Raw genomic sequence first — 16293 nt, 5'->3', positions numbered from 1 at the left:
TTACTACAACAACAGGAAATACCAATGAAGTTAACTCACCTCCTTGGTGTAGCTGTCGCAAGCATGGCGGTCTCTCAGGCCATTAATGCCCAAGCGTTTGACGACAAGTTCCGCCAGTTGAATGATGATAAATATCGTTCTCCCAACATATACAGAACAGCCTCTGGTGCGCCCGGGCATGGTTATTGGCAGCAGCAAGCTGATTACGATATTCAAGTCACTTTGAATGACGATAACCAAAGCATTAATGCGCGTAGTACGATTACCTACACGAATAACTCACCCGATACATTACGTTACATTTGGGTACAGCTGGACCAAAACCGATTCAAGAAGGATTCTATCGGTCCTCAAGCTTCGGCAACCAATGCTGATCGAATGAAAAAAGTCAGCTTTAGCCAAATGGAAACGATGATGACTCAAGAAGAGTTTCCAGCGGGCTATACCATCACTGACGTCTCGGACCCTCGCGGCGAACAGATGGATTACATCATCAATGACACGATGATGCGTATTGACTTAGATAAGCCCCTGAAATCGGGTGAGTCCATTGAATTCAATATTGGTTGGAAGTTCAACATCATTGAAGCCGACGTACTCGGTGGCCGTGGTGGTTATGAATATTTCGAAGACGACGGAAACTACTTGTACGAAATGTCACAATGGTTCCCTCGTGTCGCTGCTTACTACGATGCTGAAGGTTGGCAAAACAAGCAATTCATGGGTCGTGGCGAATTCACCTTGGAATTTGGTAACTACGAAGTAGCAATTACCGTACCTGCCGATCATATCGTTGCAGCAACGGGTACATTGCAGAACCCTGATGAAGTCCTAACCGACGAGCAACAGCAGCGTTTAGAAGAAGCTGAAACAGCTGACAAGCCAGTTAAAATTGTCACACAAGAAGAAGCTTTGGAGAACGAAAAAGAAGGGACTTCTGAGACTAAAACTTGGGTATTTAAAGCCGATAACGTTCGCGATTTCGCGTGGGCTTCATCACGTAAGTTTATTTGGGATGCTCAAGGGTTTGATAACGGTGAAAGCGACGTTTTAGCGATGTCGTTCTACCCTGAAGAGGGTAACCCTCTGTGGGAACGCTACTCAACTGCATCCATTATCCACACTATCGAAAACTATAATAAATATAGTTTTGCATACCCATACCCTGTTGCTATCTCAGTTAATGGTCCGGTCGGTGGTATGGAATACCCTATGCTGACCTTCAATGGTCCGCGTCCATACGTTAACGAAGAGAGTGGAGAGAAGTACTACTCAAAACGTACTAAATATGGCTTGATCTCTGTCATTATTCACGAAATTGGCCACTCTTATTTCCCAATGATCGTGAACTCAGACGAGCGTCAGTGGACTTGGATGGATGAAGGTCTAAATACCTATCTTCAATTCCTTGCAGAGCAAGCGTGGGAAGACGACTATCCGTCTTGGCGTGGAGAAGCTCGCAATATCACAGGTTACATGGCTAGCCGTAATCAAATGCCGATTATGACAAACTCAGAATCAATTCTGCAGTTCGGTAATAATGCGTATGGTAAGCCTGCGACCGCGCTCAATATTTTGCGTGAAACCATTGTTGGCCGTGAATTGTTTGACTTTGCATTCCGTGAATACTCACGTCGCTGGAAATTCAAACGCCCAACTCCTGAAGATTTCTTCCGTACCTTAGAAGATGCATCAGGTGTTGATCTTGACTGGTTTATTCGCGGCTGGTTCTACACCACTGACCACGTAGATATCTCGCTCGACAAAGTAAACCTGCTAACCGTCAATACTCAAGATCCAGAAGTCGAAAAGGCTTGGAAGAAAGAAGTTGATCAGCAAGATCCAAAATCTATCACTGCGATTCGCAATGAAGATATGGTCAAGAAGATTGCTCAACAAGAACACCTTCGTGACTTCTACAACGAGAATGACGAGTACACCGTCACTAATGCGGACCGTAACGAATACAAAAAGTTACTTGATGGCCTAGATGACGAACAGAAGCAAATGCTGAAAAACGGCAAAAACTTCTACGTGCTCGACTTTAGTAACAAAGGCGGGTTGGTGATGCCTATTTTACTAGACCTACATTTCGCTGACGGTACTAAAGAACACGTTCGTATTCCTGCTGAAATCTGGCGCCGTTCGCCGGAGCACGTAAGCAAGCTGTTGATTCGTGATAAGAAGATTGACCAAATTGTAGTTGACCCGTATTGGGAGACTGCTGATACCGATACTTCGAATAACTACTGGCCAGCTCGTGCTGTACCATCGCGTATTGAGTTATACAAACGTGATCATGGTGATGACAGTATGATGGAACGCTACAACGAGGAATTAGACACGGATGATAAAAACGCTGAAGAGTAATATTTCGCGTTCTATTATCGGTTTAATCGCCTCTTGTGCGCTGCTACCTCAGGTAGCAGCGCACAAATATTTTTTTGGCTTAACCGATGTGAGTTGGAACGCTCATACAGGTAATATTGAGGTGGTACATCAATATACCTTACACGACGTCGAACTGGCTATTGGTCGTTTTTTTAATACCCCCTTCAGAATTGACCAACCCGACGCCGAGCGCAAGGTTAAAGAATGGCTCAATGCACGTTTTTCAATGACCTCTTCCGATGGCGAGCCGATAGCGTTGGATTGGGTGGGCTTGGAAGCGGATTTTCAGAACCTATGGCTTTATCAAGAAAAATCTCATTCAAAAACCGAATTTTGTAATTGGGAAATAACAAACCGTGTTATGCTTTCCACATACCCTGCTCAAGTGAACACAGTGAATGTTAAAGGCGATGACATCACGCGAGGAATTACACTTAACGAGCAGCGTGACACAAAAAAAATCAATTGCGGTAAGTAAAAGGTAATTATTTATGGACGCAGCGTTCGTCAACCCATTTTTGAACGCACTTCAAAACGTGCTTTCAATGATGGCTCAAATAGAGCTTAAGCCAGGAAAGCCTCAAATTAAAAAGGATGAATACGCTCGTGGCGATGTGTCGGGCATCATTGGAATGGTAGGTCCACAAGTTAAAGGCTCCTTTTCAATATCCTTTGAAGAAAATCTAGCCTGTGAAATCATGCATAAGATGTTGGGCGAGTTACCCGATTCAGTGGATGAAGAGGTATGCGATATGGTGGGTGAAATCACTAATATGGTTACAGGCGGTGCCAAAAAAGAGCTCGCCGAGCGCGGCTTTGAGTTTGATATGGCCACACCGATCGTCGTCTCGGGACGCGACCATACTATATCTCATCGCTCTGAGGGCGCAAAGCTCATCATGCCCTTTAACCATGTTGCCGGTAAGGCATACATCGAAATATGTTTTGATAAGTTGAGAGCCTAGTTGTTGCTAAGCTCTCTTTTTAAAAGTTAATAGCGCTCATCATCAGACGCTCGAGCAAAATTATCGAACCGCGATAGATGCCCATGGAATTTAAGTTCAACTTTACCGATGGGTCCATTCCTTTGCTTACCAATGATAATCTCCGCTAATCCTTTCTCTGCACTGTCTGGGTGATAAACCTCATCACGGTAGATAAACATAATAACGTCAGCATCCTGCTCGATCGATCCAGACTCGCGCAAGTCGGAGTTGACAGGACGCTTATCTGAGCGTTGCTCAAGTGAGCGGTTAAGCTGTGAAAGCGCTACGACAGGAACACTCAATTCCTTAGCTAAAGATTTTAACGAGCGCGAGATCTCAGCAATTTCAAGTGTACGATTTTCTGACATCCCCGGTACTGTCATTAACTGCAAGTAATCCACCATAATCATCGATAACCCACCGTGATCTCGCGCAACACGACGAGCCCTGGAGCGAACTTCTGTCGGTGTTAATCCGGAGGAGTCATCGATATACAGATTATTCTTATCATTGAGAATATTCATGACTGAGGCAATACGAGCCCAATCATCATCCTCCAAACGTCCTGTCCTAACACGGTTTTGATCAACGCGACTGAGTGATGCCAACATACGCATCATGATTTGCTCAGATGGCATTTCTAAACTAAACACCAGCACCGGTTTTTCTTCGTTCATTGCGACGTTTTCGGCTAAGTTCATCGCGAAGGTGGTTTTACCCATCGACGGACGAGCGGCAACAATAATAAGATCTGAAGGCTGCAGACCGGCAGTCATCTGGTCTAAATCATGGAAGCCAGTTGATGTGCCTGTTACACCGTTATGATTTTTTATGTTGCTAAGCGTCTCTATTTTCTCAATCGTCTTAGCCAGAATATCACTGACCCCCTTGGGGCCTTCCGTTGCACTAGTGCGCTTCTCCGCAATACGGAATACTTTACTCTCCGCCTCATCGAGTAACTGTTGGCTCGTTCGTCCTTGGGTATCGTAACCTGACTCGGCAATATCATTCGCTGCGGCAATCATCTCTCTGAGCACCGCCCGCTCGCGTACAATATTGGCATAAGCGACAATGTTAGCTGCACTCGGTGTATTTTTCGAGATTTCGCCTAGATACGCAAAGCCACCCACGGCGTCGAGCTCAGTGTTCGCCTCTAGCTCCTCAGAAACAGTCACTAAGTCCATTGGCTGACTGCTATCAGCGAGGGATTGCATTGCAGTAAAAATCAGTCGATGAGCACGATGATAAAAATCTTGCGCGATAATCAGCCCAGAAACTTTATCCCAAGCGTCATTATCTAACATCAACCCACCCAACACAGATTGTTCGGCTTCGATCGAATGAGGCGCTGAACGCAGCGCCTCAATCGACTTATCTCTTTGCTTATTTTTTTCCGCCATCGTTACAGTCTCTGTACACTCGCCAATGAGCGCTACTATATCGTTAATCGCGACGAATTTCGACAGTTCCTGAGACGGTTGTTAAACCCACTCTCGCACTTCCGGTGCCGACTTCGAAGTTTAATTCTGACGAAGTTCCCCAGCGCGATTCAGTGGGTTTGTCGTTACTAATACGGTTAACAATGTCACCACCAGCATTAGTTGTAATATCAAAACTGGCGTTCGGTATCGCACTGAAAGTAAACGCCATATCGCCGCTCACGGATGAAGCTTTCAATTCACCACTGTCTGCCAATTTAAGCGAAAGATTAATGTCTCCACTGACATTTTTTAAATTAGCTTTCTTGAGACTTGGTAATTCAGCCGTTACATCGCCTGAGACGTTTTGTAAGTAGAACTCTTCCATCATATCGGCGTAAACACTAATATCGCCGCTAACGGCTTGATAATGAGCGACTCTCGCGCTACTGCCTTTATCGCTAATATCCCCACTAACACTTTCTAGCCTGACGGTACCAGCAATAGACCGCGCATCAATGTCACCACTGACAGTACTGACTTCGACACCGCCACCAATATTTTCGACTTTCACATCACCGCTCACGAGGTTTATTTCGACCCCTTCTTGCAAATCAAAGGCATCGACATCCATGGATACACCTTTTACATCAAGATGGCTTGATTTAGGCATATAAATAGTTAACTTTGACCCTTCATCATCGTCGAACCACCCATTTTGCTCGGGTGTTTTAACTTGCACCTGCAATGTTGAGCCACGTAGTTCAAAAATAAATTGTTCAGTGCGTTTGTCGAGTGTTCCAGTAACATGAACCACGTTGTCATCACTCGCCATGATCTCGATTGAGCCGCGTTCGTTATCAACAAATACTTCCGTCCCCTTCGGCACTTCCATTTTTTCATCGACACGCTCTTGTGCAACAGCGTTCACTGTTGATAGCGCAACAGCTCCCATCAATAATGCGGTTAAAAATTTCATAGTAATCTCCTCGTTCACCAAGCTTAAATTTGTTTCAATACTGGCTTTTGTTGATAGCTTTGCTCTAATAAAGCCAGTTCTTGTTCGTTAATCCAACGCAACAGCTCCAATTGCTGTGCATTACCAGGGCCAGACGCTAACGCTTCTAATACCGACTGTCGCGCTTTAGCTAGCTGTTGTAGCTGTGTAGTTAATTGCTCATCACTCTGCTCAATTCCAGCAAGTTTGTAACCCCTTTGCAGCGCCGAAACCTGTTGCGCTTGGGTGCTGATCATCTGTGCCGCTGCCGCGTAATAAGGTGATTCATTCGTTCTGATATCTTCTCCTGGCTGAGCACCTTGGTAGCCAACAAAGACAGCCACCGCCAACAGACTCGCGGCGAGCGCCCCACCGGCAGCTGCCCACCATGTACGTGAGTCCTCAGTCGTTTGCCCCTCTAAGCGCTGTTCAATACCCTGCCATAAGTCATCACTCGGCTCTATTGCGTCAGGAGTCTCACGTTGGTGCGCAATAAGTGCTTCTAACTGTTGCTCTTTTTCGTTGCTCATAACCACTCCTGCATTAATTTCTTAGCGCGAAAAAACTGGGATTTACTCGTACCTTCGGCAATATGTAACAGGTCAGCAATTTGCTGGTGCGAATAGTCCTGTAACGCATGTAGAACGAAAACCTGTCGTGTTTGCTCAGGCAAGCGGATGATCAACTTATCGAGCTCGCCTAAATCAATGTCGCTACTGTCAGTTTCGTCCTGCGTATTATGGTCAATGGCTCGCTCATTGCGTTTAAACCATCGTGACTGCTTTCGCATTTCTGTAATACCCACATTATTAGCAAGACTAAAAAGCCACGTTGAAAACTTTGCTCGACCATCAAATTTGGGTAATGAACGCCAGGCCTGTACAAAGACTTCCTGTACCAAGTCATCGGCCAGTGAGCGATCAGCAGTTAACCTGAACACCATTCCGTAGACACCACGTACGTAACGCTCATATAAGCGTCTAAACGCATGCTTATCGCCATTGGCAGCTAACTCTATGTCGTTGCTGTCTGACAAGGTTCTCTCCCTGAAAAAAGTTTATTAGCTAATTTATAGAGTAAGTCGCGTTAATGCGAGGCTAGGTTTACAAGGCAGGTAAAAAAAAAGCTGCCCTAAGGCTAATGCCGATCAGTTAAGAAATTTTCAATGATCGGTTGACCGATCCGGCAGAGTCTTCAAAATCCATAGTCAGAATTTCTGGCTATGGATTTTTTTATGTTTTTAAGTCAAGCGTTAGAACAGCTGCAAGAGTTTACCCCAGATGATTTCAGTAAGTTACCCGACTTACTCGAGCCTGAATTAGTCGAGCAATGCTTGCAGGATACAGGCGTTACGACGGTGCGTAAGCGTCGTTTGCCCATGGATTTTATGGTGTGGGCTGTTGTTGGCATGGCGCTTTTCAGAGACATGCCCATGCGGCAACTGGTTTCGCATCTTGATTTAATGTTGCCTGGTAACAGGCCCTACGTTGCACCCAGTGCTGTGGTTCAGGCACGTCAGCGCTTAGGCGCTGATGTGATGAAGCGGATGTTTGAGCTCACTAATCAGTTATGGTTCGATAAATTACCCACGTCTCATTGGAATAACCTATCGATTTTGGCAGTAGACGGGACTGTCTGGCGTACACCCGATACGCCTGAAAATAGTGCGAGGTTTGGACGCACAGCGAATCAACTCAAAGAGTCAGACTATCCTCAAATTCGTATGGTTAATCAAATGGAAGTCAGCAGTCATTTAGTGACAGCAACGGAGTTTGGCAGTATTGCACAAGCCAGTGAAGTTGATTTGGCAGCTAAACTTATCGAGCGAACGCCTGACCATTCACTGACGCTATTCGATAAGGGCTTCTATGCGCTGGGGCTATTAGAGCAGTGGCATCGGGCGGGTGAAGAGCGCCACTGGCTTATCCCGCTCAGAAAAGGCGCGCAATATACTGTAAAAACATCATTCAGTAGCACCGATAAACTGGTGGAAATTAAGTTATCCCCACAGGCAAAAAAGAAGTGGGATAACGCACCCGAAACCGTTGAAGCTCGGTTGGTGAGCAAGAAAGTCGGTAAGAAAGATGTGGCTATCTTAACCTCAATGACAGATACGATGCGCTATCCGGAAGCGGATATCGTGGACTTATATGCTCACCGCTGGGAAATCGAACAAGCTTACCGAGAAATGAAGCAGTATATGCTGAAAAATGAACTGACCTTGCGAAGTAAGCGTCCCGAGCTAGTTGAACAAGAGCTCTGGGGCATGCTCGTAGCATACAACTTGTTACGATATATGATGGCTCAAATGGCTTACAGCCTGAAGCAGGTCGAGCCCAATCAAATCAGCTTTAAACAGGCATCGCACTACCTCGTTGGACAGCTTCATATGCTCGTAAATATCTCTCCAGGGAAAATACCCAAAGTCATGGAGCAGATGATGGAAATGGCCAGCGCGTTTGTATTACCTGACCGACGAGAACGGCACTATCCACGAGCAATAAAAAGGCGACCGCAACGTTATCCGATGCGGTCGCCTAGAAAAAATGCTAGTCGTTAGCTTAACTGACAAGCATTAGCCCTAAGGCAGCTTTTCATAACTCAGTAACATATTACTTAGTTGGAACCACTTTTACAGTGATGTTAGCGAACACGTCAGCGTGCAAGTGTAGTTCGATTTCAAACTCACCTACTTCACGCAACGTGCCGTTTGGCATAAGTACTTCGCTCTTCTTCACTTCAACGCCAGCCGCAGTGATTGCGTCCGCGATATCGCGAGTACCGATAGAGCCAAATAATTTACCTTCGTCACCCGCTTTAGAAGCGATAGTAACAGATTCCAAAGCGTTGACTTTTTCAGCGCGCGCTTGAGCTGCAGCTAATTGGTCAGCCAATTTCGCTTCGTAGTCAGCACGACGTTGCTCAAAAAGCTCAACGTTTTCTTTAGTTGCAGGAACCGCTTTACCTTGTGGGAACAAGAAGTTACGCGCGTAACCTGACTTAACAGCAACCTGGTCGCCTAAGCTACCTAGGTTAGCGATCTTATCTAATAAGATGATATTCATTTTCGCTACCTCTAAATCTTGGTATCCGAGCCTTTGCTAACTTACTGATGTGAATCAGTGTAAGGCAGCAAAGACAAATAACGAGCACGTTTGATGGCACGTGCTAACTGACGCTGATACTTAGCTGACGTTCCAGTGATACGGCTAGGAACAATCTTGCCAGATTCAGTGATGTAGTTTTTTAGCGTAGCGATGTCTTTGTAATCGATCTCTTTTACGCCTTCAGCCTTAAAACGGCAGAATTTACGGCGACGGAAAAAACGAGCCATTATGGCCTCCTTAAATCATTTCTAGATGCTGAGCGTGAAGAACTAGTTTGGCTAACCCTTGCTTGTCTTCATGACGATGCAAGAAACCCTCGGTATGTACTTCACTGCCCACCGTCAATTTATCCAACCAGTGCGTAAGCCCTTCGCCACTCATGATGACTTGTAAACGAACAAATGATTGTCGGCTCATTCCTGCTTCTGCTTGCATTGAGCGGTGCTCAAGAGAGAATTGGATGTGCTCAATACCTGATGGGCTCTTTTCGAGTCGAGCAGGTTTACAAACGTGTCCAGTTAAATGAAGTCGATTCATAGTTGCTAAAGGAGCAAAACCTCAATTAAGCGGCTTCGCTATCACCTTTACGCTCTTCCTTTTTAGTTAAAGGAGATGGTTCAGTGATCGCTTCTTTTTTACGCATAACAAGGTTACGTAAAACAGCGTCGTTGAAACGGAAGGCTGTTTCCAGCTCGTCAACAACTTCTGCGTTCGCTTCAATGTTTAGCAACACGTAGTGCGCTTTATGAAGCTTGTTGATTGGGTAAGCTAGTTGACGGCGACCCCAGTCTTCTAGACGATGGATCTGGCCACCACCTTGCTTGATCGTTTCGCTGTAGCGCTCGATCATGCCAGGTACTTGCTCGCTTTGGTCTGGATGGACCATAAATACGATTTCGTAATGACGCATTACTGCTTCCTTTTGGTTCAGTAGCCTCTGTTCAGTTCAGCCAAACTGACATAGAAGCAAGGAATACTCTATTTAAAAAGATAAAACGGCTGATTTGAGCCGCGCGAGTTTAACTAATTTATGCACAAAATGCAATGATTAATAATCTCGCGCTTCAGGGTGGGACGCTTTGTGTGCTGCGCTGACTTCGTCCGTCACTAAAGATACTAACCGCCCTGCCAGTTCAGTTTTGACGCCTTCTGGCCCTCTTACCATGACTCTATCAAGAGGCGTCTCGGACCGAACGATGTCGGCTTGTAATGTCAAGAAATCATCTTGCTTATCCACTTCAACACGAATCGCATATTCCGCATTCTTCGCCGATTCGATATGCCATTCGTGTCTCACATCAAACCGATTCTGTAAATCTTCGAGCACCTGATTAACAATCGCCTCATCTGTTTTCGATTCGTAACTGATGCTGACATAAGGCTTAGTCGATCGCACAAAGGTACTTTCATTCCAATTTGGCGTCCAACTGAGGAACAGTAAACCAATCAGTGCCAGTGCGATAATTATCGGAAGTAAACGGCGGCTAATTGGCATGACGCTGTCTCACCGCCTCAAAAAGACAAACCCCACTGGCAACAGATACATTTAAACTGCTTACAGAGCCATCTAATGGGATAGATGCCAATTCATCGCAAGTTTCACGGGTCAGTCGACGCATTCCCTTGCCCTCGGCTCCCATAACTAATGCGAGCGGACCCTTAAAATCGATTTGATAAAGTGATTTATCGGCTTCACCTGCTGTACCAACCACCCACACATTGAGATCTTGCAGTGTGCGAAGCGCACGTGCCAAGTTGGTTACAACAACCAAAGGAATGTTGTCTACTGCACCACACGCTACTTTTCGTACGGTAGGCGTAATCTGTGCTGATTTGTCCTTAGGCACAACCACAGCTGTCGCGCCAGCGGCATCGGCCGTGCGCATGCATGCACCTAGGTTGTGTGGATCAGTCACGTTATCGAGTACTAAAAATAACGGGGCACCTTGGGCTTTTTCAATCAATGTTGAAAAATCATTCTCATTCAGTGGCGGTAAAGCTTTTATTGTCGCTACCACGCCTTGATGGTTACCAAACTCGGCTCTTTTATCAAGCGCTTGACGCGGTATCCACTGAGGCCGAATACCAATCGCCTCCGCTTGACCTATCACCTCAGCAACGGAAGCATCCTGACGTTCACGTGAAACAAATAACTCTATTAACCGATCGGGGTGCTGTGTTAGCACTGAGCGAACCGCGTGCAAACCAAAAACTGTAACTTTCTGACTCATGATTTATTGCGCCCTTTACTACTTGAATGACCGCGACTATTTTTTTGACCCGATGTTTTCTTACTTGACGGCTTGCGCTTATTCGAGCGCTTACCACGGCTATTTTTGTCACCCTTTTTAGCGTTACGCTGCTGTCCTTTATTGCCTTTAGGCATACGAGATTTACCTGTAGGACTCTCAGCACTTAACAACTCTAAGTCAATTTTGCGGTCGTCTAGATTGACTTGTTTAACACGCACTTCGACTTTATCGCCAAGTCGGAACACGCGGTGACTATTTTCACCCACAAGCATATTTTTGGTGTTATCAAACTGATAATAGTCGTCACCTAAATTACTGATATGCACCAGACCATCAATTTGATATTCATCAAGCCGCACGAATAAACCAAAGTTTGTAACCGCCGCGATAACACCAGTGAAACTTGAGCCGATATGGTCTTGCATAAACTCACATTTGAGCCACTCATCCACCTGTCGCGTTGCATCATCAGCACGGCGTTCAGTGTGGCTACAATGAATACCTAAATCATCGAGCTCAGTATCATCATATGCCCATGCACCGGTCAACGCGCCCTTAAACTCGCCCTTGCGCTTTAAAATTGCCTTAATCGCGCGATGTAAAATGAGATCAGGATAGCGCCTAATCGGAGACGTAAAGTGTGAATACGATTTTAATGCCAAGCCGAAGTGACCTGTGTTATCAGGTTGATAGACTGCTTGTTGCATTGAGCGCAGAAGCATCGTCTCTATCAGTTCTCGATCAGGGCGTTGTTGAACCTCAGACAAAAGCTTGCCGAAATCAGTCGGCGTAGGCTCTTCGCCACCTCCTAATTCAAGACCTAATTCACCCAGGAAGCTACGAAAGTTAGTCAACCGCTCATCGGCGGGCGGTTCATGGACACGAAACAGTGCATTGATATCGTCGACTGACTCAACCAGTTTAGCGGCCTCTACATTAGCCGCAATCATGCACTCTTCGATGATTTTATGTGCGACATGACGTTTTACCGGTTCAATACGCTCGATTTTACGCTCGGCATTAAAAATAAATCGAACTTCTTGCGTATCAAACTCGATCGCAGAGCGTTTCTTCCTGACCGAAGCCAGTGCTTTATATAGGCTATGCAACGACTCGATATTCGTTAATACATCTTTGTATTGCTCGCGTAGTTCTGTATCACCATCTAAAATTTGTTTAACTTTAGTGTAGGTTAAGCGCGCGTGACTATTCATTACTGCCGGATAGAAACGCGATGATTTCAACTTGCCGCGCGGCCCCACTTCGATTTCAGCCACCATACACAACCGGTCGACATTCGGATTGAGGGAGCAAAGACCATTCGAGAGTTTTTCTGGTAGCATGGGAATCACGTTGTTAGGAAAGTAAACGGAGTTGCCTCGATTCCACGCTTCTTGATCAAGTACCGTATTGGGCTTCACATAGTAGGACACGTCTGCAATCGCCACCCATAAACGCCAACCGCTCTCTTCGGGCATCGCTAAGACCGCATCGTCAAAATCACGAGAATCTTCCCCATCAATCGTGATGAGCGGTAATTCACGTAAATCGATACGTCCCTCATACGCTTGCTTAGGAATTTCATCAGCTATTTTATTAAGCTCTTGATCCAACCCTTCAGGCCATTCATTAGGAATGTCATGTTCTCGAATAGCGACTTCAATCTCCATTCCAGGTGCCATGTGATCACCGAGAATTTCGGTAATCTCACCAATGGGGCTAGTTCGTTTGTTAGGTCTTCGTGTAATCTTGACCACAACCAATTGGCCGTGACGCGCACCCGCGGTTGCATGGTTGGGGATCAAAATATCCTGGTTAATGCGACTATCATCAGGAACAACAATACCCATATCATGATCGACAAAGTAACGTCCGACGATATCGTTATCACGGGGTTCTATAACCCTCACCACACGACCTTCACGTTTTCCTTTGCGATCTTGGCCTGACACTTTAACCAATACCACGTCACCATGAAGTACCGAGTACATTTGGTGATGAGGAATAAAGATATCATCACCACCTTCTTCAGGCTGACAAAAACCAAAGCCTTCGCGGTGACCGATGATACGCCCTTTAATCAATTGCATTCGGTCTGGTAATCCGTAGCTATTGGCTTTGGTATACACTAACTGACCGTCACGTTCCATCGCTCGCAAGCGACGTTTGATGCCTACTTGTTGGCGTTCATCACCAAGCTTGAAATGACTTACAAATTCATCAAACGAAACAGGTTTAAGGTGCTTCTGTACCAACCCAAGCAACGCTTCCCTACTTGGTATTTCAACCTCGTAGGTCGGGGTGGATTGGCCGTTCGAATTTGTTTCTGACATAAGTTCTCTTATAAGTTGAAATTAAATATTGACTACTATGCATGCAGTATACGCTTTATAACCACTATTGTCAGTGACAGAAAAAAGAAACCCCAGCCGAAGCTGGGGTTTTGGTACGTCATGTTAATTCGCTTGTGATTGCGTGATAGTTCGTTCCTCAATGACGTTATTATCAATATCTGCATTATCAAACCAAATCGGGCGCAGTTGTGGCTCCTGAGAGTACAGCTGAGTTTGGTCAATATAATGATCAGACAGGATATTACGAGACTGAGAATAGCTCAGTAAACCTTGAGCCTGCGGACCGTCGTCGGTGAACTCCATGGTGAACATCCAGCTCGAACCATAACTGATATGATAGCCAGCACCATTTGCCGCTAGGTTTGAGCCTTCCACTTGTGGATAAATCAAGCGCGGATAAATCGTACCATCAGAGCCCGTGTTTGCGCGGAACACGTTAAAGCCCCCTTCGATGTTATTGGCACCACCCCAGGGCAAACGATTACCACTCGGTGTTCCATCTGGAAGCGCACGCTCAACGAATTGAACCTCGCCCAACGGGGCGTCAATCGACAAGCCTACTGACTGAATACGTGCCATAGCATGGCCTAATAGCGTCAAGACCGCTGTTGATTTCTTCAAACCGTTGGGGGTTGTTAGCGGTTGCGAGGCATCGTAGGGTACCTGCCACTGCGGGTTACGCGACCATTCTGAGGCAAACTCACGGAATAGCATCGCACCGACACTGTCTTTATTCATCGTACCATCCCATTGTGCAAGTACATCGCACCCAGGTTTAATACTCATTGCGCCAGCCGCAGTGTTGACAGGATTACTACCTTGTGCGGTACAAAGGTCAACTAAGTCGTCGAGTACCGCTTCAGCAAGAAATGCGCGGTTGCTCAAGAGCTTATTTGCAATGTCTTGTCGACTAAACAAGCCATTAACAGAGCCCCCTTCCGCTAACATTTTTTGACCCAAACGAGAGCGCAAAGACTGTTGGTTACCGATAGGTCCCCAAAGTGGCGATACGTTTTCGATTGGATTATTGGGGTTCGTTAGCCAAAAGCTGTCATTAGAGTTCTGCACGAAATCGTTCCGAAGCAGTTGTGGAGCCTTGCTAAAAGGCATTTTTCCGTCCGCTTTGTGACTGGCAGAAGTCCCCGGAACGACAGGAAACCCTGCCGACGCACTGATCCCCTGCAAAACAGCGTTGCTTTGCCACTGTGCAATCGTCTCATCACTCAAGTTAGGGACCGATGAGCCGTCCGTAAAGAACACATCACCATCTTCGTCAGCCGCCATGGCATTGTTAAATACCGTGCCCGTGTAATCGACAAACGACTGGCGATATTCTTCAATGTTGCGTGCGCGGTTCATTGCCAACCAGTGATCGAAAATTTCAAAATTAGGCAGATTCGCATCATAGATCGCGTAAGCTACGTCCTTCCCATAAGGGTCGGTACCCCAAGTTAGCGGTGAATTAGGAACTTTAATAATTGTGCCAAACTCACTGTGATAACTGGTTTTTTCAAGGGTTATTAGGCCATTGCCCGTATTCACTTGGATCTGATGCGTTTTTGTTGTCATCGGAACCGACTCACCATCGACTAGATAGTGGGTCCCCGTTTCGTCTTCTGGATCTAACGCTAGCTGATGAACGACAAACCGATTGGCCGTTGAGAACGTGTGCGTCCACGCAACATGCTCATTAAAGCCGATATTGACGATACCGGGCATACCCGATAGCGATCCACCAACGACTTTTAATTCACCAGGAATTTCCGTTCCAAATTGCCAAAACCGTTGGTTCCCGGTATGTGGGAAGTGCGGGTTAGCCAACACCATGCCGTTCCCCGTCGCAGACATTTCTGAGCCGATAGCCCAACCATTAGAGCCCATTTCCGTTGGATTAGGTTCTGGCATCTCAATATGAACTGGATTCAGCGTCATTGCTTGTTGAGAAGGTGCAACCGGCTGTGGCATGTAACTCTGATTTGGTGGCGCGGCAACAAAGACGGCTCCGGTAAAGTTGCTAGCCCCTGGCAGTAGCGCAACACCCTGTGCGTACGTAAGCAGATCGATAGGTGTAATTTCTTGTACGAAAGGCTGCCCAGCGCAGGTCGGATCAATGTTGTTTACGCCTGTCTCGCTCAGGTATTCGTTGTATCCCGCCGCATAGCCCGTCAACAATGCTTGAGATTCTTCACTCAAAGAATCGAAGCCCTGTTCGGCGTTATCGCGAATACCTAGCGCAAGAAAGCCAAAATCATCTATTAAGTTTTGATTATTATTCGAACCAATCGGATTATGTGGGCCAAAGTACATTGAGCGCTGCGAATTAAATTTCACGATTTGGTCCGCTAAAATACAGATATTGTCTTTAGCAAAAGCAAAGCCAACGCCAAATCCTAAACTTTCTAGGTTATCCGCTTTTATGTAGGGCACACCATAGGTCGTCCAGCGAATGTCGGCACTGAGTTCATCGTCATCGTCAAATGTTGATAAAGGATCTTGTGCTGGTAAGGGGCTACTATAATCTGGTTCTGACGGAGTTTCAGGAGCTTGATATTCAGCCACTTCGTTACTAAAGTTACAACCGCTCAGCGAGACTACACCGGCCATTAGCAAGGCTCGATATAGCAGTGAGGTTTTGTAAGTTCTCATCGCGCTTTCCTTGTGAAGTTTAAGTTATTGTTATCGCCACATGAGCGAGACTACTTTATTCGCTTGTGTACTGCCTAAATCATCAGCGCATAGTTTAGCTTAATGTAAAATACACGCATAATTTATACCCTCTGTTATAACG

At 46.0% G+C, this 16293-nt stretch carries 16 protein-coding genes; 4 read left to right on the top strand and 12 right to left on the bottom strand.

The features are described from left to right. Window positions 1-24 precede the first annotated feature (24 nt). From AC3AP5_RS01965 to AC3AP5_RS01955, 3 genes are read left to right on the top strand one after another with little or no spacing between them, the layout of a single operon-like run. Window positions 25-2370, top strand: coding sequence for a M1 family metallopeptidase (locus AC3AP5_RS01965; RefSeq protein ID WP_272977380.1), 2346 nt, complete (start codon window positions 25-27; stop codon window positions 2368-2370). Further along, entirely contained in the window at window positions 2348-2869 is a 522-nt protein-coding gene (locus AC3AP5_RS01960) for a DUF6702 family protein (protein WP_287831680.1), read from the top strand. Before AC3AP5_RS01965 ends, AC3AP5_RS01960 begins: the two co-directional genes overlap by 23 nt. 13 nt (window positions 2870-2882) lie before the next feature. After that, the gene (locus AC3AP5_RS01955) at window positions 2883-3356 is read left to right on the top strand and encodes a chemotaxis protein CheX (RefSeq protein ID WP_006957002.1); all 474 of its coding nucleotides are present in this window, start codon (window positions 2883-2885) and stop codon (window positions 3354-3356) included. 26 nt (window positions 3357-3382) lie between these two features. Here the strand turns inward: AC3AP5_RS01955 and dnaB are convergent, their stop codons facing one another. Genes dnaB through AC3AP5_RS01935 form a run of 4 tightly spaced genes read right to left on the bottom strand, consistent with a single transcriptional unit; the run spans window position 3383 to window position 6828 of the window. Then, a complete protein-coding gene (dnaB, locus tag AC3AP5_RS01950; protein WP_006957003.1) occupies window positions 3383-4777 on the bottom strand; it encodes a replicative DNA helicase in 1395 nt (464 codons plus the stop codon). Window positions 4778-4820: 43 nt separating this feature from the next. Next, window positions 4821-5774 carry a DUF4097 family beta strand repeat-containing protein gene (locus AC3AP5_RS01945; RefSeq protein WP_487326945.1) on the bottom strand — a complete coding sequence of 318 codons (954 nt, stop codon included), beginning with the start codon at window positions 5772-5774 and terminating at the stop codon, window positions 4821-4823. Window positions 5775-5797: 23 nt separating this feature from the next. Continuing rightward, the gene (locus AC3AP5_RS01940) at window positions 5798-6322 is read right to left on the bottom strand and encodes a hypothetical protein (RefSeq protein WP_272977926.1); all 525 of its coding nucleotides are present in this window, start codon (window positions 6320-6322) and stop codon (window positions 5798-5800) included. Continuing rightward, the gene (locus tag AC3AP5_RS01935) at window positions 6319-6828 is read right to left on the bottom strand and encodes an RNA polymerase sigma factor (RefSeq protein WP_006956986.1); all 510 of its coding nucleotides are present in this window, start codon (window positions 6826-6828) and stop codon (window positions 6319-6321) included. The genes AC3AP5_RS01940 and AC3AP5_RS01935 overlap by 4 nt, the downstream gene beginning before the upstream one ends. A gap of 198 nt (window positions 6829-7026) precedes the next feature. Here AC3AP5_RS01935 and AC3AP5_RS01930 point away from each other — a divergent pair, with 198 nt between their 5' ends. Next, window positions 7027-8352, top strand: a complete 1326-nt coding sequence (locus tag AC3AP5_RS01930; RefSeq protein WP_287832378.1) for an IS4 family transposase — start codon at window positions 7027-7029, stop codon at window positions 8350-8352. A 52-nt stretch (window positions 8353-8404) separates the two neighbouring features. Here AC3AP5_RS01930 and rplI read toward each other — a convergent pair whose 3' ends face one another. The 8 genes from rplI to AC3AP5_RS01890 form a co-directional block, all read right to left on the bottom strand. Further along, window positions 8405-8857, bottom strand: a complete 453-nt coding sequence (gene rplI / locus AC3AP5_RS01925) for a 50S ribosomal protein L9 (RefSeq protein WP_006956987.1) — start codon at window positions 8855-8857, stop codon at window positions 8405-8407. Window positions 8858-8898: 41 nt separating this feature from the next. After that, window positions 8899-9126 (bottom strand): 30S ribosomal protein S18, encoded by a 228-nt coding sequence (gene rpsR, locus AC3AP5_RS01920; RefSeq protein ID WP_006956988.1) that lies wholly within the window; start codon window positions 9124-9126, stop codon window positions 8899-8901. A gap of 10 nt (window positions 9127-9136) precedes the next feature. Continuing rightward, the gene (gene priB / locus AC3AP5_RS01915) at window positions 9137-9436 is read right to left on the bottom strand and encodes a primosomal replication protein N (protein ID WP_006956989.1); all 300 of its coding nucleotides are present in this window, start codon (window positions 9434-9436) and stop codon (window positions 9137-9139) included. Window positions 9437-9461: 25 nt separating this feature from the next. After that, window positions 9462-9809, bottom strand: a complete 348-nt coding sequence (gene rpsF, locus AC3AP5_RS01910) for a 30S ribosomal protein S6 (protein WP_006956990.1) — start codon at window positions 9807-9809, stop codon at window positions 9462-9464. A 138-nt stretch (window positions 9810-9947) separates the two neighbouring features. Next, window positions 9948-10394, bottom strand: a complete 447-nt coding sequence (locus tag AC3AP5_RS01905) for a hypothetical protein (protein WP_006956991.1) — start codon at window positions 10392-10394, stop codon at window positions 9948-9950. Next, the gene (rlmB, locus tag AC3AP5_RS01900) at window positions 10384-11130 is read right to left on the bottom strand and encodes a 23S rRNA (guanosine(2251)-2'-O)-methyltransferase RlmB (RefSeq protein ID WP_006956992.1); all 747 of its coding nucleotides are present in this window, start codon (window positions 11128-11130) and stop codon (window positions 10384-10386) included. Before rlmB ends, AC3AP5_RS01905 begins: the two co-directional genes overlap by 11 nt. Then, window positions 11127-13484, bottom strand: a complete 2358-nt coding sequence (rnr, locus tag AC3AP5_RS01895; RefSeq protein WP_006956993.1) for a ribonuclease R — start codon at window positions 13482-13484, stop codon at window positions 11127-11129. The genes rlmB and rnr overlap by 4 nt, the downstream gene beginning before the upstream one ends. Before the next feature lie 123 nt (window positions 13485-13607). Continuing rightward, window positions 13608-16151, bottom strand: coding sequence for an acylase (locus AC3AP5_RS01890; RefSeq protein WP_487326944.1), 2544 nt, complete (start codon window positions 16149-16151; stop codon window positions 13608-13610). Window positions 16152-16293: the final 142 nt, after the last annotated feature.

This window comes from Idiomarina sp. D18, from assembly GCF_057748155.1.
The sequence above is the reverse complement of the archived record's forward strand: the minus strand, read 5'-3'. Positions and strand labels throughout refer to the sequence as shown.